The organism is Microbacterium sp. MMO-35, assembly GCF_037147555.1.
Lineage (GTDB): Bacteria > Actinomycetota > Actinomycetes > Actinomycetales > Microbacteriaceae > Microbacterium.
The window spans coordinates 58,932-76,512 of sequence record NZ_JBBCVH010000004.1; the positions used below are offsets into that span (position 1 = coordinate 58,932).

Annotated in this window: 13 protein-coding genes; 8 read left to right on the forward strand and 5 right to left on the reverse strand. The window is 72.7% G+C overall.

The genetic code is table 11. From position 1 onward, the window contains the following. Nucleotides 1–99 precede the first annotated feature (99 nt). Entirely contained in the window at nt 100–708 is a 609-nt protein-coding gene (locus WFJ01_RS10030; RefSeq protein WP_251445179.1) for a response regulator transcription factor, read from the reverse strand. Nucleotides 709–1,010: 302 nt separating this feature from the next. On the opposite strand from WFJ01_RS10030, the gene WFJ01_RS10035 reads away from it, so the two are divergent. The 3 genes from WFJ01_RS10035 (at nt 1,011) to WFJ01_RS10045 (ending at nt 6,303) form a co-directional block, all read left to right on the forward strand. Continuing rightward, on the forward strand, nt 1,011–1,607 hold the full coding sequence (locus WFJ01_RS10035) for a gamma carbonic anhydrase family protein (RefSeq protein WP_336628935.1): 597 nt from the start codon (nt 1,011–1,013) through the stop codon (nt 1,605–1,607). A gap of 44 nt (nt 1,608–1,651) precedes the next feature. Next, nucleotides 1,652–4,633 (forward strand): aminotransferase, encoded by a 2,982-nt coding sequence (locus tag WFJ01_RS10040; RefSeq protein WP_336628936.1) that lies wholly within the window; start codon nt 1,652–1,654, stop codon nt 4,631–4,633. Nucleotides 4,634–4,830: 197 nt separating this feature from the next. After that, on the forward strand, nt 4,831–6,303 hold the full coding sequence (locus WFJ01_RS10045; RefSeq protein WP_336628937.1) for an APC family permease: 1,473 nt from the start codon (nt 4,831–4,833) through the stop codon (nt 6,301–6,303). A gap of 67 nt (nt 6,304–6,370) precedes the next feature. On the opposite strand, the gene gdhA is transcribed toward WFJ01_RS10045, so the two are convergent. Beyond that, nucleotides 6,371–7,741: an NADP-specific glutamate dehydrogenase gene (gdhA, locus tag WFJ01_RS10050; protein WP_292881907.1), complete on the reverse strand. Its 1,371-nt coding sequence runs from the start codon at nt 7,739–7,741 to the stop codon at nt 6,371–6,373. A 166-nt stretch (nt 7,742–7,907) separates the two neighbouring features. Further along, the gene (locus WFJ01_RS10055) at nt 7,908–10,577 is read right to left on the reverse strand and encodes a phosphoenolpyruvate carboxylase (RefSeq protein WP_336629080.1); all 2,670 of its coding nucleotides are present in this window, start codon (nt 10,575–10,577) and stop codon (nt 7,908–7,910) included. 163 nt (nt 10,578–10,740) lie between these two features. Here WFJ01_RS10055 and nhaA point away from each other — a divergent pair, with 163 nt between their 5' ends. The 4 genes from nhaA to WFJ01_RS10075 all read left to right on the forward strand — a co-directional run bounded on the left by nhaA (nt 10,741) and on the right by WFJ01_RS10075 (nt 14,949). Continuing rightward, on the forward strand, nt 10,741–11,955 hold the full coding sequence (gene nhaA, locus WFJ01_RS10060; protein ID WP_336628938.1) for a Na+/H+ antiporter NhaA: 1,215 nt from the start codon (nt 10,741–10,743) through the stop codon (nt 11,953–11,955). A gap of 49 nt (nt 11,956–12,004) precedes the next feature. Next, nucleotides 12,005–12,676: a MazG family protein gene (locus WFJ01_RS10065; protein ID WP_336629081.1), complete on the forward strand. Its 672-nt coding sequence runs from the start codon at nt 12,005–12,007 to the stop codon at nt 12,674–12,676. Nucleotides 12,677–12,724: 48 nt separating this feature from the next. Next, the gene (locus tag WFJ01_RS10070; protein WP_336629082.1) at nt 12,725–13,993 is read left to right on the forward strand and encodes a histidine--tRNA ligase; all 1,269 of its coding nucleotides are present in this window, start codon (nt 12,725–12,727) and stop codon (nt 13,991–13,993) included. Nucleotides 13,994–14,076: 83 nt separating this feature from the next. After that, nucleotides 14,077–14,949: an SGNH/GDSL hydrolase family protein gene (locus tag WFJ01_RS10075; protein ID WP_336628939.1), complete on the forward strand. Its 873-nt coding sequence runs from the start codon at nt 14,077–14,079 to the stop codon at nt 14,947–14,949. Here WFJ01_RS10075 and WFJ01_RS10080 read toward each other — a convergent pair. Further along, nucleotides 14,930–15,454 carry a VOC family protein gene (locus tag WFJ01_RS10080; protein ID WP_251445159.1) on the reverse strand — a complete coding sequence of 175 codons (525 nt, stop codon included), beginning with the start codon at nt 15,452–15,454 and terminating at the stop codon, nt 14,930–14,932. The two genes, WFJ01_RS10075 and WFJ01_RS10080, sit on opposite strands and share 20 nt — an antisense overlap. Nucleotides 15,455–15,566: 112 nt before the next feature. Here WFJ01_RS10080 and WFJ01_RS10085 point away from each other — a divergent pair, with 112 nt between their 5' ends. After that, nucleotides 15,567–16,355 (forward strand): helix-turn-helix domain-containing protein, encoded by a 789-nt coding sequence (locus WFJ01_RS10085; protein WP_336628940.1) that lies wholly within the window; start codon nt 15,567–15,569, stop codon nt 16,353–16,355. On the opposite strand, the gene WFJ01_RS10090 is transcribed toward WFJ01_RS10085, so the two are convergent. Continuing rightward, nucleotides 16,309–17,577: an APC family permease gene (locus WFJ01_RS10090; RefSeq protein WP_336628941.1), complete on the reverse strand. Its 1,269-nt coding sequence runs from the start codon at nt 17,575–17,577 to the stop codon at nt 16,309–16,311. The two genes, WFJ01_RS10085 and WFJ01_RS10090, sit on opposite strands and share 47 nt — an antisense overlap. Nucleotides 17,578–17,581 lie beyond the last annotated feature (4 nt).

Here is a 17,581-nt window from a genome sequence, read left to right on the forward strand (position 1 = left end):
GCACCGGGATTCGGCGCGGATCCCTCAACCGGGACGGTGTTTACCTCAACTTCGTGGATCGGGCCCGGACCGCGGGATCGCTGTCGGACGCGCGGAGCGCTACCGCCCCGCGATCACCCGGTCCTCGACGGCGCGATGGAACAGATCCACCTTCGACGGCGCCGGGCGCCCGACGACCGCGTACTTCCCCCGGATGCGCCGGATGTGGTCGTACACGGTCTCCCGGGAGATGAAGAGGCGTTCCGCCACGCGCGCGGCGGTGTCGCCCGCGGCGTACAGGGCCAGCACCTCGCGCTCCCGGCTGCTCAGACCGGCATCCCGGGGCGAGGCGTCGCCGTCCGGGCGAGCCGAGCCGGGGTGGTCCCGGTGCGCCGCCTGGCGGACGGCCCGGACGATGACCTCGGTCGTCGCGGCCTTCTGCACGACGCCGACGGCCCCCGCGCGCATCGCATCCCGGATCGTCTTCGGGCGGGCGTCCGTCGCGAAGGCGAGGACCTGGGCGCCGTCGTTCGAGAGCAGCCGGATGTTGCGGCGGAAGTCGGTGAGGTCCGCGAGCCCGAGATCCAGCAGGACGACGTCGAGCCACTGGCCGTAGGCCTGCAGGGCCTCGACCGTGGTCGCCGTCGCCGTGACGTAGATGTCGGGCTGGGTGTTCAGGACTGCGGCAGCGCCGAGACTGACGACGGGATGATCGTCGACGATGCCCACGTGAATGAGTGCGTGACCAGGCTGTGGTCGATCGTTGTGCATGCTGGCCCCCCAGAGCTGCCGCGTCGCGCCTCGGTGCGGCACTCTTATCGTGCCATCGGGGCGGTCGTTCCTCCGTGGCATGCCGTCGAGTCCTGTGGAAATCTCCCGATGATCCCCCGACCTCGGGGAGCGAACCCGGGTTCGCTCCCCGAGGTCGGGGGCTCGCCGGAGCCGGATGACGCGGGGTGCCGGGGCCGACTCCCGGCGCCGCCGCCCCGCGGGAGCCTGACGAAACCGGGGCGCGGCACTACGCTCGTCACATGATGTACGAGCACCTCGGGGCTCGGCCCCGTGTCCACGACACCGCCGTCGTGGCGCCGTCCGCCGTGATCTCCGGCGACGTCACGATCGGGCCGAACTGCCAGGTCCTGCACGGCGCGGTGATCACGGCCGAGGGCGGCCCGATCACCCTCGGCGAGCATGTGATCGTGATGGAGAACGCGCTCATCCGCGCCACGGCCGCGAACCCGGTGCACATCGCGGACCACGTGCTGGTGGGGCCGATGGCGAGCATCTCCGGCGCGACGATCGCCGAGGAGGTCTTCCTCGCCACCGGGACCAGGATCTTCAACGGGGCCGTGATCGGCGCACGCAGCGAAGTGCGCATCAACGCGGTCGTGCACCTGCGCACGACCCTGCCGCCGGAGAGCGTCGTGCCGATCGGCTGGGTCGCGGTCGGAGACCCGGTGCGGATCCTCTCGCCCGAGCAGCACGAGTCGATCTGGGAGGCGCAGCACGAGCTCGACTTCCCCGGCTACGTGTTCGGCGTCGACCGCTCGACCCCCGACCTGATGGTGCAGCTGACCGAGCGGTACGCGCGCTCCCTCGCCCGGCACAGCGACGACCGCGTGTTCTGAGCGATCCGCCCTCCGACCCTCCCACTCCGAACGAAGGGACCGCTGTGCCCGAACAGCCCGCCGGGGGTCTTGTGCGCCCCGACGTCACCGCATCCGACGCCGTCGCGATCGCCCTCGACCACTGGGGGATCGCGGTCACGGCGACCGAGCTCGGCAGCAACCAGGATCGCAACTTCCTGCTGACCGAGGGGGACGGCACCCGCAGCGTGCTCCGGGTCGACAATCCGGTGTTCGGCGACAGCGCCCGCGACGCCCAGCACGCCGCTCTCGACGCCTATCGTGCGGCGGGCGTCGCGGTCCCCGCGGCGCTGCCGGGGCTCGACGGTGTCCTCACGCAGCGCTGGCGAGGACTGTCGGTCCGCCGGAGCGCCTTCGCTGAGGGAGAGGCGATGGTCGACGCCGGCTACTTCGCCCCCGTCGTGCTGCGCGAGTTCGGCGCGCTCGCCGCGGCCTCGGTGAACGCCCTGTCCGCGCTCGGGCATCCCGGTCTCGACCGCCGGCACATGTGGGACATGCGGGTCGCCGCGGAGGAGGCCAGGCGCCTGCTGCCGTCGATCGGGGATCCGGCGCTGCGCGGAGAGGTGGAGATCGCGATCGCGGAGGCGGAGCGCGCCCTCGCGACCGTCGCGGCGGAGCTGCCCGTCCAGCCCGTCCACGGCGACCTCACCGACGACAACGTCATGGGCGAGCGGGGATCGGACTCCCGGCTGCATCCGCGCACGGTGCTGGATCTCGGCGACCTCGCGCTCGGCTGGCGGGTCGCGGAGCTCGCGGTGTGCGCCTCGTCGATGCTGCATCACGAGCCGGAGCGCCCTCTGCGCGTCCTCGAGACCATCGCGGCGTTCCACGCCGACGCGCCGCTCAGCGCGGCGGAGGGCCGCGCGGTGTGGCCGCTGATCGTGCTGCGGGCGGCGCTGCTCGTCGCGAGCGGCTGGCACCAGCTCGCGATCGACGGCGGCAACGACTACGCCAGGGAGCGCATCGCCGGCGAACAGGCGATCTTCGACGCCGCGACGGCGGTCCCGCTCGCCGAGGTCGTCGAGCTCGTCCTGGACCGCCTGGGATTCCCCCCGGCCGTGCCGGCCCCGGCGCCGGCGGACGCGGCGCCCGGACCGCTCGCCGCTCTCCTGCCCGACCTGGGCGGAGACGTCGCGATCATCGATCCGGGCGTCGAGTCCGAGGATCTCGCGGCCGGCGCCTGGCTCGATCCGGACGCCGAGGACGCCCTCGTGCGGGCCGCGTTCACCCGCGGCGCTGCGGCGGCGGTGATGCCCTACGGCGTCTACCGGCTCACCCGCACGCGCATCGACAGCGCGGATGCCGCGGCGACCTGGCCGATCGCCGCGGTGATCCACCTGCCGGCGGGGGAGGAGGTCGCCCTGCGGGCTCCGGCGTCCGGACGCGCGGTGCCGCTCGGCCCGACGGCGGTCCGGATCCTGCTGTCCGAGCACTGGGCGCTCGAGATCGCCGGGGCGGAGCTCCGAGGGCCGGGGACGACGGACGTCGTCGCCGGCGCCGCGCTCGGCGTGCTGGCCGCCAGCGCCCAGGTGCGCTCGCTCGTGGTCCGCGTGCTGTCGACGGAGGCTCCTGCGCCGCCCGCGGGTGCGGAGGGCGCCCACCTGGTCGAGCCCGATCGGGTGCCCGCCTGGCGCCGGTTCAGTGCCGACCCCGCGCCCTGGCTCGGTCTTCCGCGACTCGCGCAGGAGGACGAGGCATCCGCCGAGCTCGCCCGGCGCACGCGCATCTTCGCGAGCGCGCAGGAGCGCTACTACGAGCGGCCGCCCCAGATCGAGCGCGGCTGGCGGCACCACCTCGTCGACACGACCGGACGGGCCTATGTCGACATGGTCAACAACGTCACCGGCCTCGGGCACGGCCATCCCGGCGTGGCCGACGCCGTGAACCGGCAGATTCGGATCCTGAACACCAACTCGCGGTTCCTGTACCGGGAGCTCGCCGAGTACAGCGAGCGGCTGCTCGCGCTCCTGCCGGAGCAGGCCCGCCGCGGCGACGCCGACCGGGAGGCGCTGGACACCGTGCTGCTCGTGAACAGCGGCTCCGAGGCGGTCGATCTCGCGCTGCGGCTGGCGCAGGCGGCCACCGGGCGCCGGACCGTGGTGTCGCTGCGGGAGGCCTATCACGGCTGGACGATGGCCAGCGACGCGGTCACGACGAGCGCCTACGACAACCCCGATGCGCTCGCCACCCGTCCGGACTGGGTGCACGTCGCGGACGTGCCCAACCGGTTCCGCGGCACCTACCGGGGAGAGGGCACCGGCGCACGGTACGCGGCCGACCTCGGGGCGGATCTCGATCGGCTCGCCGCCGCCGGGCGCCCGGTCGCCGGGTTCATCTGCGAGTCTGTGCTCGGCAACGCGGGCGGCGTGCTGCTCCCGGACGGCTACCTCGCCGACGCCTACGCCCGCGTGCGGGCCGCCGGCGGACTCTGCATCGCGGACGAGGTGCAGGTCGGCTTCGGCCGGATGGGATCGACGTTCTGGGGGTTCGAGCAGTCCGCGGTCGTGCCCGACATCGTCACGATCGCGAAGCCGATGGGCAACGGCTTCCCGATCGGCGGGGTCATCACCTCGCAGCGGGTCGCCGATGCCCTCGCCACCCAGGGCCAGTTCTTCTCCTCCGCAGGGGGCAACCCGCTCAGCTGCCGCGTGGGCATTGCCGTGCTCGACGCGATGGCGCAGGAGGGACTGCAGGACAACGCCCGCGTCGTGGGCGCCCGGCTGGCGGACGGCTTCCGCGCGCTCGCCGAGCGCCACGCGCTGATCGGTCCGGTGCACGGCGAGGGCCTCTATCTCGGCGTCGAACTCGTCCGCGATCGCACCAGCATGGAGCCGGCCGCGAGCGAGGCGGCGGCGATCTGCGAGCGGCTGCGCGAGCTCGGCGTCATCGTGCTCACCACCTCCGAGCGCTCGAACGTCCTGAAGGTCAAGCCGCCGCTGTGCCTGACGCCCGGCAGCGCGGACCACGTCGTGGCGGCGCTCGACCGGGTCCTCGCCGAGGGCTGGTGAGCGGAGCCGACGACCCGATCTGCGGATATCGATGCGGATTTCAGGATCCGGTGCGGAATCCCTCGTGAGAATCGATGGTCGCGAGGGATCCGCTCGACCGGCATAATGTTCTCCAATCGATTGCGCAGCGCTGCGCAGCGAGCATCCGCCCGGCGCCCGAACGCCGCCGGCGGGTCCGCAGATCCAGAGGAGGATGCATGTCGATGAAGACCAAGCCGCTCGCGCAGGGCGGCGGGACGCTGAAGCGGAACCTCGGCCTCTGGGCCATCGTCGGCCTCGGCCTCGGGTACATGACCCCGACGGTCGTGTTCGACACCTTCGGCATGGTCGGCCGCGACACCGCGAACGCCGTGCCCGCGGCGTACCTGGTCGCCCTCGTCGTGATGGTGTTCACCGCGATCAGCTACGGCAAGATCGCGAGCGCGATCCCGAGCGCGGGATCCGCGTACACGTACGTCCGCGAGTCGATCCACCCGAACCTCGGCTTCATGGTCGGCTGGACGTCCCTCATCGACTACGTGCTGCTCCCGATGGTGAACTGCCTCATCATCCGGAGCTACCTCGAGGCGCTCTTCCCCGACATCCCCGGCTGGATCTGGGTCGTGATCTACTGCGTCCTGGTGACGGCGATCATCTACCTGACGATGCGCGGCACGTCGAACGCGAACATGGTCCTCCTGGTGTTCTCGATCATCGTCATGGCGGTGTTCGTGGTGATGGTCATCGCGCAGCTCGCGCAGGGGCACGGCGCCGGCACGGTCGCGTCCGTCGCCCCCTTCCTGCACGACGGCGTCACCCTGGGCGCCGTGCTCATGGGCGCGACGATCGTATGCTTCTCGTTCATCGGATTCGACGCCGTGACGATGTACGCCGAGGAGGCCAAGGACCCGAAGATCATGCCGAGGGCGATCCTGCTCACGGTGATCCTGGGAGGGGCGATCTTCCTCGTCGCCGCCTACTTCACGCAGCTGCGGTTCCCGGACTGGAACGAGTTCGCGCCGGGCGGCGACATGCAGTACGTCGAGGACTCCACGCTGCCGATCATCGGCCACCTCGTCGGCGGCGACGTGCTGCGCGCCGTCCTCACCGCGGCGGGCTTCTGCGCGACGCTCGCCTCGGGCCTCGCCTCGCACGCCTCGGTCTCGCGCATGCTGCTCGTCATGGGGCGCAACAACGTGCTGCCCAAGAAGGTGTTCGGCTACATCAACCCGCGCACGCACACCCCGACGTTCAACATCGTCCTCGTCGGCGCGATCTGCCTGCTCGCGATCCCGTTCACGCTGGAGCTCATCGCGGCCTGGATCAACTTCGGCGCGCTCATCGCGTTCACCTTCGTGAACGTGTCGGTGATCGCCTGGTTCGCGATCCGCAAGGGGCGGCGCAAGACTCCCGGCGACATCTTCCGCTACATCGTGATGCCCGCGATCGGCATGCTGCTCACCGGCCTGCTCTGGGCCAACCTGCACCAGGACGCCCTCATCGGAGGCACGGTCTGGGCGGTCATCGGACTGCTCTATCTGCTGGTGCTGACGCGCGGGTTCCGTCGCAAGGTCGCCTCCTTCGACGAGAACGAGGCGGTCACCGGGTTCAACAAGCTTCCCGTGCCGGCGCCGCAGCGCCCACTCGACGACGACCTCGACGACGAACGGGATCCGACCGGCGCGCGCTAGCCCCGGAATCGCGAAGCGCCGGCCCCGGGGAACGGGACCGGCGCTTCGGCGTGGGAGCGGATCCGGCTCAGATCACGCCCTGTGCGAGCATCGCGTTCGCGACCCGCTCGAAGCCGGCGATGTTGGCCCCCGCCACGTAGTCGCCCGGAACGCCGTAGCGCTCGGCGGCGTCGAACGCGGCGTGGTGGATGTCGGCCATGATGTCGCGCAGCTTCTGCTCGCTGTCGTCGAAGCCCCAGCGCTGGCGCGCCGCGTTCTGACTCATCTCGAGGGCGGAGGTCGCCACGCCGCCCGCGTTCGCCGCCTTGCCCGGGGCGAACAGCACGCCCGCGTCCTGGAACAGGGCCACGGCCTCCGGGGTGCTCGGCATGTTGGCGCCCTCGGAGACGGCGCGGACGCCGTTCGCGATGAGCGCGGCGGCGCTCGCGCCGTCCAGCTCGTTCTGGGTGGCCGACGGCACCGCGATGTCCACGGGCACCTCCCACACGGACCCGCCCTCGACGAAGCGGGCGCCGGGACGGCGCTTCGCGTACTCGACGATGCGGCCGCGCTCGACCTCCTTGATCCGGCGCAGCAGCTCCACGTCGATGCCGGCGTCGTCGACGACGTAGCCGGAGGAGTCGGACGCGGTCACGGCCAATGCTCCCAACTGGGCGGCCTTCTGGATCGCGTAGATGGCGACGTTGCCGGATCCGGAGACGCCGACGCGCTTCCCCTCGAGGGATTCGTCGTGCACGGCGAGCATCTCCTGCGCGAAGAAGACCGCGCCGTAGCCGGTGGCCTCGGTGCGCACCTGCGCGCCGCCCCAGCCGATGCCCTTGCCCGTGAACATGCCGGACTCGTGCCGGTTGGTGATCTTGCGGTACTGGCCGAACAGGTAGCCGATCTCGCGTCCGCCGACGCCGATGTCGCCGGCGGGGACGTCGGTGTGCTCGCCGAGGTGGCGGTACAGCTCGTTCATGAAGGACTGGCAGAACCGCATGATCTCGGCGTCGCTGCGGCCGTGCGGGTCGAAGTTCGATCCGCCTTTGCCGCCGCCGATGCCCTGGCCGGTGAGCGCGTTCTTGAAGATCTGCTCGAAGCCGAGGAACTTGATGATCGAGATGTTCACCGAGGGGTGGAAGCGCAGGCCGCCCTTGTACGGGCCGAGCACCGAGGAGTACTGAACGCGGTAGCCGCGGTTCACCTGCAGCCTGCCGGCGTCGTCCACCCACGGCACCCGGAAGATCACCTGACGCTCGGGCTCGACGAGGCGCTCCAGCACCCCGGCGTCGACGTACTCGGGGTGCCGCTCGAGCACGGGGCCGATCGAATGCAGCACCTCGTGCACGGCCTGATGGAACTCCGGCTCGTTCGGGTTCAGTGCGAGGACGCCGTCGAAGATCGGCTGAGCGAGAGGGGAGAGCGGATGGAAATCGGTGGTGGTCGGTTCGGTGATGATGTCGGTCACTCGGGATGCCTTCGGGAGGGGGATGCGGAGGGAGCGCGGGTGATCGTGTCGTGCGCAGACAGCCGGGTACGGCGGAAACCTCACTCTAATACAGCGGATTCCTCACCCCCGAGGTCATGACGGGAATGAGGAATCCGCAAGAAATCGCCTCTGATCAGCCTGTGTTCTGCAGACCGGCGGCGACGCCGCTGACCGAGAGCAGCAGCAGGCGCTGCAGTTCGGGGTCCGGTGCGGGCCCTTCGAGACCCTCAGCGGCCGTCTCGCCGGCGCGGAGGGCGCGCAGTGCGCGCAGCTGCAGCAGCGACAGCGCGTCGACATACGGGCTGCGCATGGCGACCGCGCGCTGCAGGATCGGCTTGTTCTCCAGCAGGCGCTCGCCGCCGGTGAGCCGGATCACCCAGGACCGGGTCAGCTCCATCTCCTCGAGCACGAGGGCGGCGAGATCGTCGCGGTCGCCGAGGCCGAGATAGCGCCGTGCGATGCGCGGATCCGTCTTCGCCAGGCTCATCGCGACGTTGTCGACCATCGTGCGCAGCAGCGGCCACTCCTGATAGGCCGTGCGCAGCAGGTCCTCGTCGCCCACCGCTTCGAGCGCCGTGCCGAGGCCGAACCAGCCGGCCAGGTTGATCCGCGCCTGGGTCCAGGCGAACACCCAAGGGATGGCGCGGAGATCCTCGAGCGATTCGACGGACAGCCCGCGGCGCGCCGGCCGGGATCCGAGCGCCAGCAGCCCGATCTCCTCCATCGGCGTGACCGTGGCGAACCAGGGGGCGAACCCCGGCGCCTTCACGAGGGAGAAGAAGCGCTCCCGGGAGGCGCGGTCCATCGTGGCGGCCACCTCGGCGAACCGGGCCGCGGCCGCGCTGTTGCGCTGCTCGACGCCCGGCGACGACGCCAGCAGCGTCGCGGCCGTCACCTGGTCGATGTGCCGCATCGCGATCGCCGGCTCACCGTAGCGCGCGAAGATGACCTCGCCCTGCTCGGTGAGCTTGAACCGGCCGTCGACCGAGTGCGGGGGCTGCGCGAGGATGGCGGAGTTCGCCGGCCCTCCGCCGCGTCCGAGCGCGCCGCCGCGGCCGTGGAACAGCGTGAGCTCGATTCCCTCGCGCTGCGCCCAGGCGGCGATCTCGGCCTGCGCCTCGTAGAGGGCGAGGTTCGCGGCGACCGGCCCGACGTCCTTCGACGAGTCGGAGTAGCCGAGCATGACCTCGAGGCGTCGGCCGGTCGCCGCCAGCCGTGCGGCGAAGGCCGGGTGCGCGACGATCTCGGCGAGGATCCCCGGGGCGGCCTGCAGATCGGCGAAGGTCTCGAACAGCGGGACCACGTCGAGCACCGGGAGGTCGTCGCCGCAGGCGTATGCGGCCAGGCGGTGCACGTTCGCGAGGTCGTCGGCCGACTGGGTGAACGACACGACGTAGCGTCCCGCGGCCCGCGGTCCGTAGGTGCGCTGGATCTCGCGGACCGTGCGGAAGACCGCGAGCACCTCCTCGGTCTGCGCGCTGATGGAACCGTCGGATCCGCCCGCCGCGGCGTCGAGCTCGGCGAGGGCCTTGGCGTGCACCTGGGAGTGCTGGCGCACCTCCAGCTCGGCGAGGTGGAAGCCGTAGGTCTGCACCTGCCAGATGAGGTGCTGCACGCCGCCGAACGCATGCCGGTGCGCGCCGGCGCCCTCCAGCGACGTCTGCACGACGCGCAGGTCGGCGAGCAGCTGCTCGGGATCCGTGTAGGCGCCCTCGTCGCCGAGGCGGGTGGCCTCCACGCGATGGGCGAGCAGCAGGAGGATCCGGCGATGCGGCTCGCCGGGGGAGCGGGTGGCGACCTCCCGGGCGACCTCGGGGTGCGCGTCCTGCAGCGCCTCCCACAGGACGGTCGCCTCGGCGGACGCGGGCGTGCCCTCGGCATCGAGCGTGAGGGTGCGGCCGATCCGCTCCAGAGAGCGCTCGAGACCGCGCAGCACGTGGTCCGCGGCGATGGCCGCCGCCTCACGGGTGACCGCGGCGGTCACGAACGGGTTGCCGTCGCGGTCGCCGCCGACCCACGTGCCGATGCGCACGAACGCGGGGACGATCGGCGCCGTCGAGCCCGACTCCTCGCCGCGGAGCACGTCGTCGATGCGGCGATACACGTGCGGCACCGTCGTGAACAGCGTCTCGTCGAACACGCTCATCACGGTGCGCACCTCGTCGGTGGGCTCCGGCTTCTGCGCGCGCAGCGGCGCCGTGCGCCAGAGCGTGTCGACCTCCTCGAGCATGCGCCGGCGGGCGCGGTGCGCATCGGCGCTTCCGGGGGCCGCGGCATCGTGCGCGCTGAGCAGGTCGGCGAGGCGCCGGATGCTCGACGACACCGCGCGGCGACGGGCCTCGGTCGGGTGGGCGGTGAACACCGGGTGGAAGCGCAGTGCGCCGAGGCGGCGGCGCGCCTCCTCCTCGCCGACCTCGGCGGTCAGCTGCGCGAAGGCGCCCGCCACCGTGTCGGTCCTCGCGCCGTTGCCCGAGCCCGTCGTGGGGTCGTCGCCGCGCTCGCGGAGCACGCGCACGCGCTGGTGCTCCTCGGCGAGGTTCACGAGGTGGAAGTAGGCGGTGAACGCGCGGGCGACCTCGTCGGCCCGCTGCACCGAGAACTCCTCGGCGATGCGCGTGGCGCGGTCGAAGGCTTCGGCCGACTCGTCGGTGTACGCCTCGATCGTCGCCTGGCGGAGGCGCTCGACGTCGTCGAACAGGTCGTCGCCGCCGGACTCGCGCAGGACCTGGCCGAGCAGTGCTCCGAGCATGCGCACGTCCGCGCGCATCACCTCGGGCAGCTCGCGCCCTGCCTCGAACCGCATGGCGATGCGGATGGCTTCGGTATGGGTTGTGTCGGGGGTCACGGTTCGAGCGTAAACCGACGCGGCGCGCCCGGAGACCAGCGTGACGGCGCGCGCGGAGAGGTATGCCATCCGTCTCCTCCCTCCCGCGTGACGGCACGGCGGGCGCGATACGGTGGAACGGATGAGTCGCTCGAGCCGCCTTCTGAGATCCGCCCAGTTCCCCGCGATCCTGCTGCTCGCGTCCGCGGGCCTCGGGCTGCTGCTGGCCAACCTCCCGACGCATGACACCGTCGCCGGGATCCTCGATGCGCACCTGGCCGTGCCCGGCACCGGGCTCGATCTGTCCGTCGCGCACTGGGTGTCCGACGGGGTGCTCGCGATCTTCTTCTTCGTCGTCGCGCTCGAGCTGCAGTACGAGCTCACCCGCGGCGAGCTCAACAGCCTGCGCGCCGCGATCCAGCCGGCGATCGCCGCGGCCGGCGGGATCCTCGTGCCCATCGCGCTGTACCTGCTCATCGCGGGCAGCGGGCCGAGCGCCACCGGGTGGCCCATCCCCACCGCGACCGACATCGCCTTCGCCCTCGGGGTGCTCGCCGTCTTCGGGCGAGGACTGCCGTCGGCCGTGCGGGCCTTCCTGCTCGCGCTCGCCATCCTCGACGACATCGTCGGGATCGTCTTCATCGCGGTGCTGTTCGCGCACGGCCTGGACCTCGTGCTGCTGGCGCTGGGGCTCGTCGCGGTCGTCGTGTTCGCGGTGCTGAGCCGCCTGCTGCGGCGGGACGGGTGGTCGCGGCCGGTGCTGATCGTCCTCATGGTGGTCGTCGGGATCGTCGCGTGGGGGCTGTTCGCCGCCTCCGGCGTGCACGCCACGATCGCCGGCGTCATGCTCGGCCTCGTGATGGCGCCCCGCGCCTCGGATCGCGCCCGGCACGTCCTGGAGCCGTGGGTGAACGGGCTCGTGCTGCCGCTGTTCGCGTTCGTGGCGGCGTTCGTGGTGATCCCGCAGGTCCCGGTGGAGGCGCTGTCCCCGGCGTTCTTCGCGATCCTGGTCGCGCTGCCGGTGGGCAAGCTGCTCGGCGTCTCGCTGTTCGGTCTCGTCGCCCAGCGGATCCGTCCGCCCGGGACCCCGCCCGCGATCCGCTTCCCGGATCTGCTCGCGGCCGGAGCGCTCGGCGGCATCGGGTTCACGGTCTCGCTGCTGCTCGCCAATCTCGCCTTCGCGGCGCACCCCGATGTGCGCGACGAGGCGATCCTCGCCGTGCTGCTCGGGTCCGTGATCGCGCTGGTGATCGCCGCGGTGCTGGTGTCGTGGCGCGCGAGGGCGCACCGGGCCGCCGGCGACGCCGAGGAGGAGCAGGACGAGGACGACGAAGAGGAGCCCTGGAGTGAGCGCTGACCCCGACTTCCCGCAGCAGGCCGATCCGCTCCGCGCCGCCGCCGAGGTCATGCGGCAGGTGCGGGAGAGGTGCGTCTGGTCGCAGGCCATGACGCACCGGGAGCTCGTGCCGTACCTCGTGGAGGAGTCGGCGGAGCTCATCGACGCCGTGGAACGGGACGACCGCGCGGAGCTCCGCGAGGAGCTCGGAGACCTGCTCTGGCAGGTGCTGTTCCATGCGGCGATCGCGGCGCAGGATCCGGAGGATCCGTTCGACATCGACGATGTGGCCGGGACGCTCGCCGAGAAGATGACCCGGCGTCACCCGCACGTGTTCGGCGACGCGATCGCGCGCACGCCGGAGGAGGTCCTCGTGCACTGGAACGCCGCGAAGGCCGCCGAGAAGCGCGATCGCCGCAGCGTGCTCGACGGGATCCCGCCGGGGATGCCCGCGCTGTCCCGTGCGCAGAAGATCCTGGGCCGCGCGGCGAAGGCGGGCGTGGAGGTCGCCGAAGAGCCGCCCGCGCCGGCTCACGAGGACCCGCCGCCGGCGATCGTCGGTCCGACGCCCGCGCCTCCTGCGGAGCCCGCTGCGCTCAGCGAAGCCGAGCTGGGCGACCAGCTGCTGGCCCTGGTCGTGGCGGCCCGCACGCACGGCTGGGACGCCGAGCGCGCCCTGCGGGAGCGGGTCAGGATCCTCGAGGACGAGGTGCGCGCCGCGGAGGGATCGGAGACGCCCTGACGGACCTGGAAGAATGGATCCGTGGCAACGGTCAATCCTCCGCGCGGGATGCGCGACTTCCTCCCCGCCGACAAGGCCCGTCGTGAGCGCGTGCTCGCCGTCATCCGCGAGCGCTACCGCGCGCACGGGTTCGACGAGATCGAGACGCCCGTCGTCGAGGAGTACGACCGTCTGCACGCCGGCATCGGCGGTGACAACGAGAAGCTCTCCTTCAACATCCTGCGCCGCGGTCTCGACGCCGAGGCCATCGCCGCCGCGGCGGAGGACCCGGCCGCGCTCAGCGATCTCGGTCTGCGCTACGACCTGACCGTGCCCCTCGCCCGCTTCTACGCGACGAACCGCGGCCAGCTGCCCGGGGTGTTCCGCTCGATCCAGATCGGTCCGGTGTGGCGCGCCGAGCGCCCGCAGAAGGGCCGGTACCGCCAGTTCGTGCAGTGCGACATCGACATCATCGGCGACGACTCGGCGCGCGCCGAGGCCGAGCTCATCGTCGCGTCGCTCGACACGATCGACGCCCTCGGCCTCATCGGGGGCATGGTGCGCGTGAACGACCGCCGTGCGCTGGACTGGATGCTGGACGCGTTCGGCTTCGCGGAGGACGAGCGCCCCGGCGTGCTCATCACGATCGACAAGCTCGACAAGATCGGCCCCGACGGCATCGTCGCCGAGCTGCGCGAGCGCGGCGCCACCGCCGCGGCGGTGGACGCCTTCGAGGCGTTCCTGCACCGTCCGCAGACGCTCGAGTACAACCCCTACGGCGAGCGGCAGATCCGCAAGGCGCTGCCGGAGAACGCCCCGGACGACCTCGTCGCGCACCTCGTGGGACTGGGCGAGGCGGTCGCCGCGGCGCGGCCCGCCGCGGAGGGGATCGACCCGATCCCGCTGCAGTTCGACCCGTTCCTCGTGCGCGGCATGGGCTACTACACGGGCACGATCATGGAGCTCGCGCACCCCTCCGTGTCCTATTCGCTGGGCGGCGGCGGTCGCTACGACGGCATGATCGGACGCTTCCTCGGCCAGCAGGTGCCCGCGGTCGGCTTCTCGATCGGCTTCGAGCGCATCGTCGACCTGCTCGAGTCGGCGGACGACGCGGCGGCGCAGGCGGTGGTGCTGGTGCACGACGCCGACGTCCCGGTGGCGGAGCTCGTCGCCCACAAGGCGGCCCTCATCGCCGGCGGAGCGCGGGTGCGGCTGGAACGGCGCACGAAGAACCTCAAGGCCCTGCTGGAGCGGGCCGCCGCCGACGGCTACACCGGGTTCGCTCCGGTGCGCGCGGGCGAGGCTCCGGACGCGCTCGAGGTCAAGCCGCTGAGCTGACCCGTCCGGCCGGTCGGCTCGCCGCCGCCGAGGATCCGCCGCGGCGTAACGCGGCGTTCACCCTGATGCGGTCTGATCGGCGTATGGACGCTGTCGACCGTCGTCGGATCCGGTCCCTGAGGCTCTCCACGGGCGTGCTCGGCGCGGCCGGGCTCGCGATCGCGGGCGCCGCCGTGGCGGCCCGTCTCGCGCTGGGCCGCCAGGCGCGCATCGCGCGGAGGCGGATCGGCAAGCCGCTCGGCGAGGACGCCGTCGATGCGGACCGGGTGTGGCGGCGCCGGCTGGCCGGCGAGCCCGTGGAGCTCCTCCTGCTCGGCGACTCCCTGGCGGCCGGACTCGGCGCACCGCGGCGCAAGGACACGCTCGGCGGCCGGCTGGCGAAGGGGCTCGCGCGACGACTGCGGCGCCCGGTGCGGCTGCGGACGGCGGCGATCGTCGGATCGGAGTCGACCGATCTGGACGCCCAGCTGGCCGCGCTCGAGACGGACTATCTGCCGCATGTCGCCGTCGTGGTGGTCGGCGGGAACGACGTGACGCACCGCATCCCGGTGTCGCTCTCGGTGCAGCACCTGGAGGACGCGATCGGCTGGCTGCACGCTCTCGGCGCCGGCGTCGTGGTGGGCACCTGCCCGGATCTGGGGGCGCTGCGTCCCGTGCCGCAGCCGCTGCGCTCGATCGCGTCGCGGATGTCGCGGCGCCTGGCCGCGGCGCAGGCGCAGGCGGCGATCGAGCACGGCGCGACCGCGGTGGATCTGCGACGGGCGGTCGGGGCGATGTTCTTCGACCAGCCGGAGGAGATGTTCAGCCTGGACCGCTTCCACCCGAGCGCCCTCGGCTACCGCCGCACCGCCGAGGCGCTGCTCCCGGCGGTGGTGGCGGCGGCCGAGGAGGCGCTGACCTCGGCCGCCCGGTTCCCCGACACGGTCGAGGAGCTGCTCAGCCCTCCGTTGCGCTGAACGACGCGGCCCACTCCGCCACGCGCGCGGCGCTCTCCTCCTCGGAGAGGTCCTCGACCCGGGTCATGATCGACCACCGCACCCCGAACGGGTCGCGGATGCTCGCGTAGCGGTCGCCCGAGACGAACGTCGACGGCGCCTCCCGCACGGTGGATCCCGCAGCCACGGCGCGTTCGACGACGGAGTCCACGTCGGAGACGTAGAGCCCCATCGAATAGCAGTCGGAGTCGCCGCCGGGTGCCGCGACGAGCCCGTACTCGGGGTTGGGATCGCCGAGCTGGAGCATCCCGAGCCCGAAGTCGAGGTCGGCGTGCGCGACCACGCCGCCGAACTCGGTCACATCGACGACGCGGGCGCCGAAGACGTCCCGGTAGAACGCGATCGCGCTGCGGGCGTCGGGGATCGCCAGGAAGGGGGTGAGGGACGTCGCCGAGTTCGGCCGTCCGTTCGTGGTGTAGCGGCCGGTGGCGCCGAGGGCGCCGGTGGGGGAGGTCTCTTCGCTCATGGGTCGAGGCTAGAACGGCGCTCCGCGACGGCGCTTGGAGATTCGCGCCACGGTGTCCGCCGCCCGATCCGGCCTCCGCCCGGATGTCGGCTCCGCCTCCTACGCTCGAGGAATGGTCGATCCGACGCGGGGCGTGCTCTATCCGGCGCGCCTGCCGCAGTTCCACCGGCTGCCGCCGCCGGCCGCCGCCGCGGAGCTCGTGCAGTGGTGCTGGATCCCGGAGTGGGACATCGAACCGGGGTGCTCGTCGCGGCAGGAGCTCGTCTCGTTCCCGGCGCTCAATCTCGTGGTCGAGGCGGGCGGCGCCGTGCTGTCGGGGGCGACGACGCGGGTCAGCTCCCGGGACCTGACCGGCCGGGGCTGGGCCGTCGGCGCACTGCTGCGGCCGGCCGCCGTGGCGGCGCTGACCGATGCGCCGTCCGCGCTGCTCGACCGGGTCGAGCGATTCCCCGCGCCGGGGCTGCCGGATGCGGTCGCCCGCGCGATGGCGACGGGGGAGGGGCATCGGGAGCGCGCGGTCGCGGTGCTGTGCACGTGGCTGCGGGAGCGCGTCGGGGAGGTCACGGCGCCCGCGCGGCACGCGAACGCGATGTCCGAGCTGCTCATGTCCGATGCGTCGGTGCGCACGCCGGAGCAGGCGGCTGCCCGGCTGGCCGTCTCCGTGCGCACGCTGCAGCGCATGGCCCACCGGCACGTCGGCCTCTCGCCGGCCGCGATCATCCGACGGCGCCGGCTGCAGGAGGCGGCGGAGCGGATCCGCACCGATCCTGACGCGGATCTGGCGACCGTCGCGGCCGAGCTCGGCTACGCCGACCAGGCCCACCTGGCGAACGACTTCCGGGCGGTGCTGGGCATCACGGCGTCGTCGTATCGCGCCGGCGCCGATCCCGGGCGATCCTGATCCCGCGGAGGGCGACGCCGGCCGCGACCACGGCGACGCCGATCAGGACGGAGAGCGGCGGGAGCGTCGCCGCGAGGGCGACGCAGCCGATGGCGCCCGCGACCGGGACGAGCCATGCGGCGCGCGGTGGTCGCGACGCCGGGGGCACCGCACGGGAGCGGGCAGCGGCGCTGAGGTTCGCGACGAGGTAGTACAGCAGCACGCCGAAGGAGGAGAAGCCGATCGCGCCGCGCAGGTCGGTGACGGCGACGACGGCGACCACGACAGCGCCCGCCGCCAGCTGGGCGCGGCGCGGGACGTGGTGACGGCGGTCGATCGCGGCCAGAGCGGACGGCAGATCGCGCTCCCGCGCCATCGCGAGCGACGTGCGGCCGATGCCCGACAGCAGGGCCAGCAGCGCGCCGGTCGCCGCCGCGGCCGCCGCGACCCGGATCGCGGGCGCGGCGGCGTGCCATCCGGCGACGTCGACCACCCCGACGAGCGGTGCGGCCGACGTCGTCGCGGCACCGCCCAGGGTCAGCACGACCGCCGCGCCGACCAGCACGTATACGACGAGCACGGCGGAGAGCGCGATCCCGATGGCGCGAGGAATGGTGCGCGCGGGGTCGCGCACCTCCTCGCCCATGGTCGCGATGCGCGCGTAGCCGGCGAACGCGAAGAAGAGCAGTCCCGCGGCCTGCAGGACGCCGTAGGCGGTGCCGACGGGGAGCGGCGCAGGAGCGCTCGAGGGCGGCGACGCCCCCGCCGCCGCGAGCACGACGACGAGTCCCAGCAGGGTCACGGCGACGAGCGCCTGGGTGAGGCGCGCGGTGCGCGTGACGCCGAAGCAGGTGACCGCGGTGAGCAGTGCGACCACGCCGATCGCGACAGGCCGCTGCCACGCGGTCGGCACGACGTAGGCGGCGACCGTCATCGCCATCGCCGCGCAGCTCGCGAGCTTGCCGATCACGAAGCACCAGCCGGCGACGAAGCCCCACCACGGCCCCAGCTCGGCGCGGCCGTAGGCGTAGGCGCCTCCCGAGACCGGATGCGCGGCGGCGAGACGCGCCGAGGACGTCGCGTTGCAGAACGCCACGACCCCGGCCAGCAGCAGTGCGACGAACAGGCCGGATCCGGCCGCCCCGACGGCGGGACCCCACACGGTGAACACCCCCGCGCCGATCATGGATCCGAGACCGATCGCGACCGCGTCGGCGAGCGTCAGGCGTCGGGCGAGGGGCATCCCG

Excerpts from the sequence above, each read along its gene's own strand:
- WFJ01_RS10035 (WP_336628935.1), top strand. The coding sequence starts at position 1,011 with ATGATGTACGAGCACCTCGGGGCTCGGCCCCGTGTCCACGACACCGCC.
- WFJ01_RS10045 (WP_336628937.1), top strand. The coding sequence starts at position 4,831 with ATGTCGATGAAGACCAAGCCGCTCGCGCAGGGCGGCGGGACGCTGAAG.
- WFJ01_RS10055 (WP_336629080.1), bottom strand. The coding sequence starts at position 10,577 with ATGCGGTTCGAGGCAGGGCGCGAGCTGCCCGAGGTGATGCGCGCGGAC.
- nhaA (WP_336628938.1), top strand. The coding sequence starts at position 10,741 with ATGAGTCGCTCGAGCCGCCTTCTGAGATCCGCCCAGTTCCCCGCGATC.
- WFJ01_RS10065 (WP_336629081.1), top strand. The coding sequence starts at position 12,005 with ATGCGGCAGGTGCGGGAGAGGTGCGTCTGGTCGCAGGCCATGACGCAC.
- WFJ01_RS10070 (WP_336629082.1), top strand. The coding sequence starts at position 12,725 with ATGCGCGACTTCCTCCCCGCCGACAAGGCCCGTCGTGAGCGCGTGCTC.
- WFJ01_RS10075 (WP_336628939.1), top strand. The coding sequence starts at position 14,077 with ATGGACGCTGTCGACCGTCGTCGGATCCGGTCCCTGAGGCTCTCCACG.
- WFJ01_RS10080 (WP_251445159.1), bottom strand. The coding sequence starts at position 15,454 with ATGAGCGAAGAGACCTCCCCCACCGGCGCCCTCGGCGCCACCGGCCGC.
- WFJ01_RS10085 (WP_336628940.1), top strand. The coding sequence starts at position 15,567 with ATGGTCGATCCGACGCGGGGCGTGCTCTATCCGGCGCGCCTGCCGCAG.
- WFJ01_RS10090 (WP_336628941.1), bottom strand. The coding sequence starts at position 17,577 with ATGCCCCTCGCCCGACGCCTGACGCTCGCCGACGCGGTCGCGATCGGT.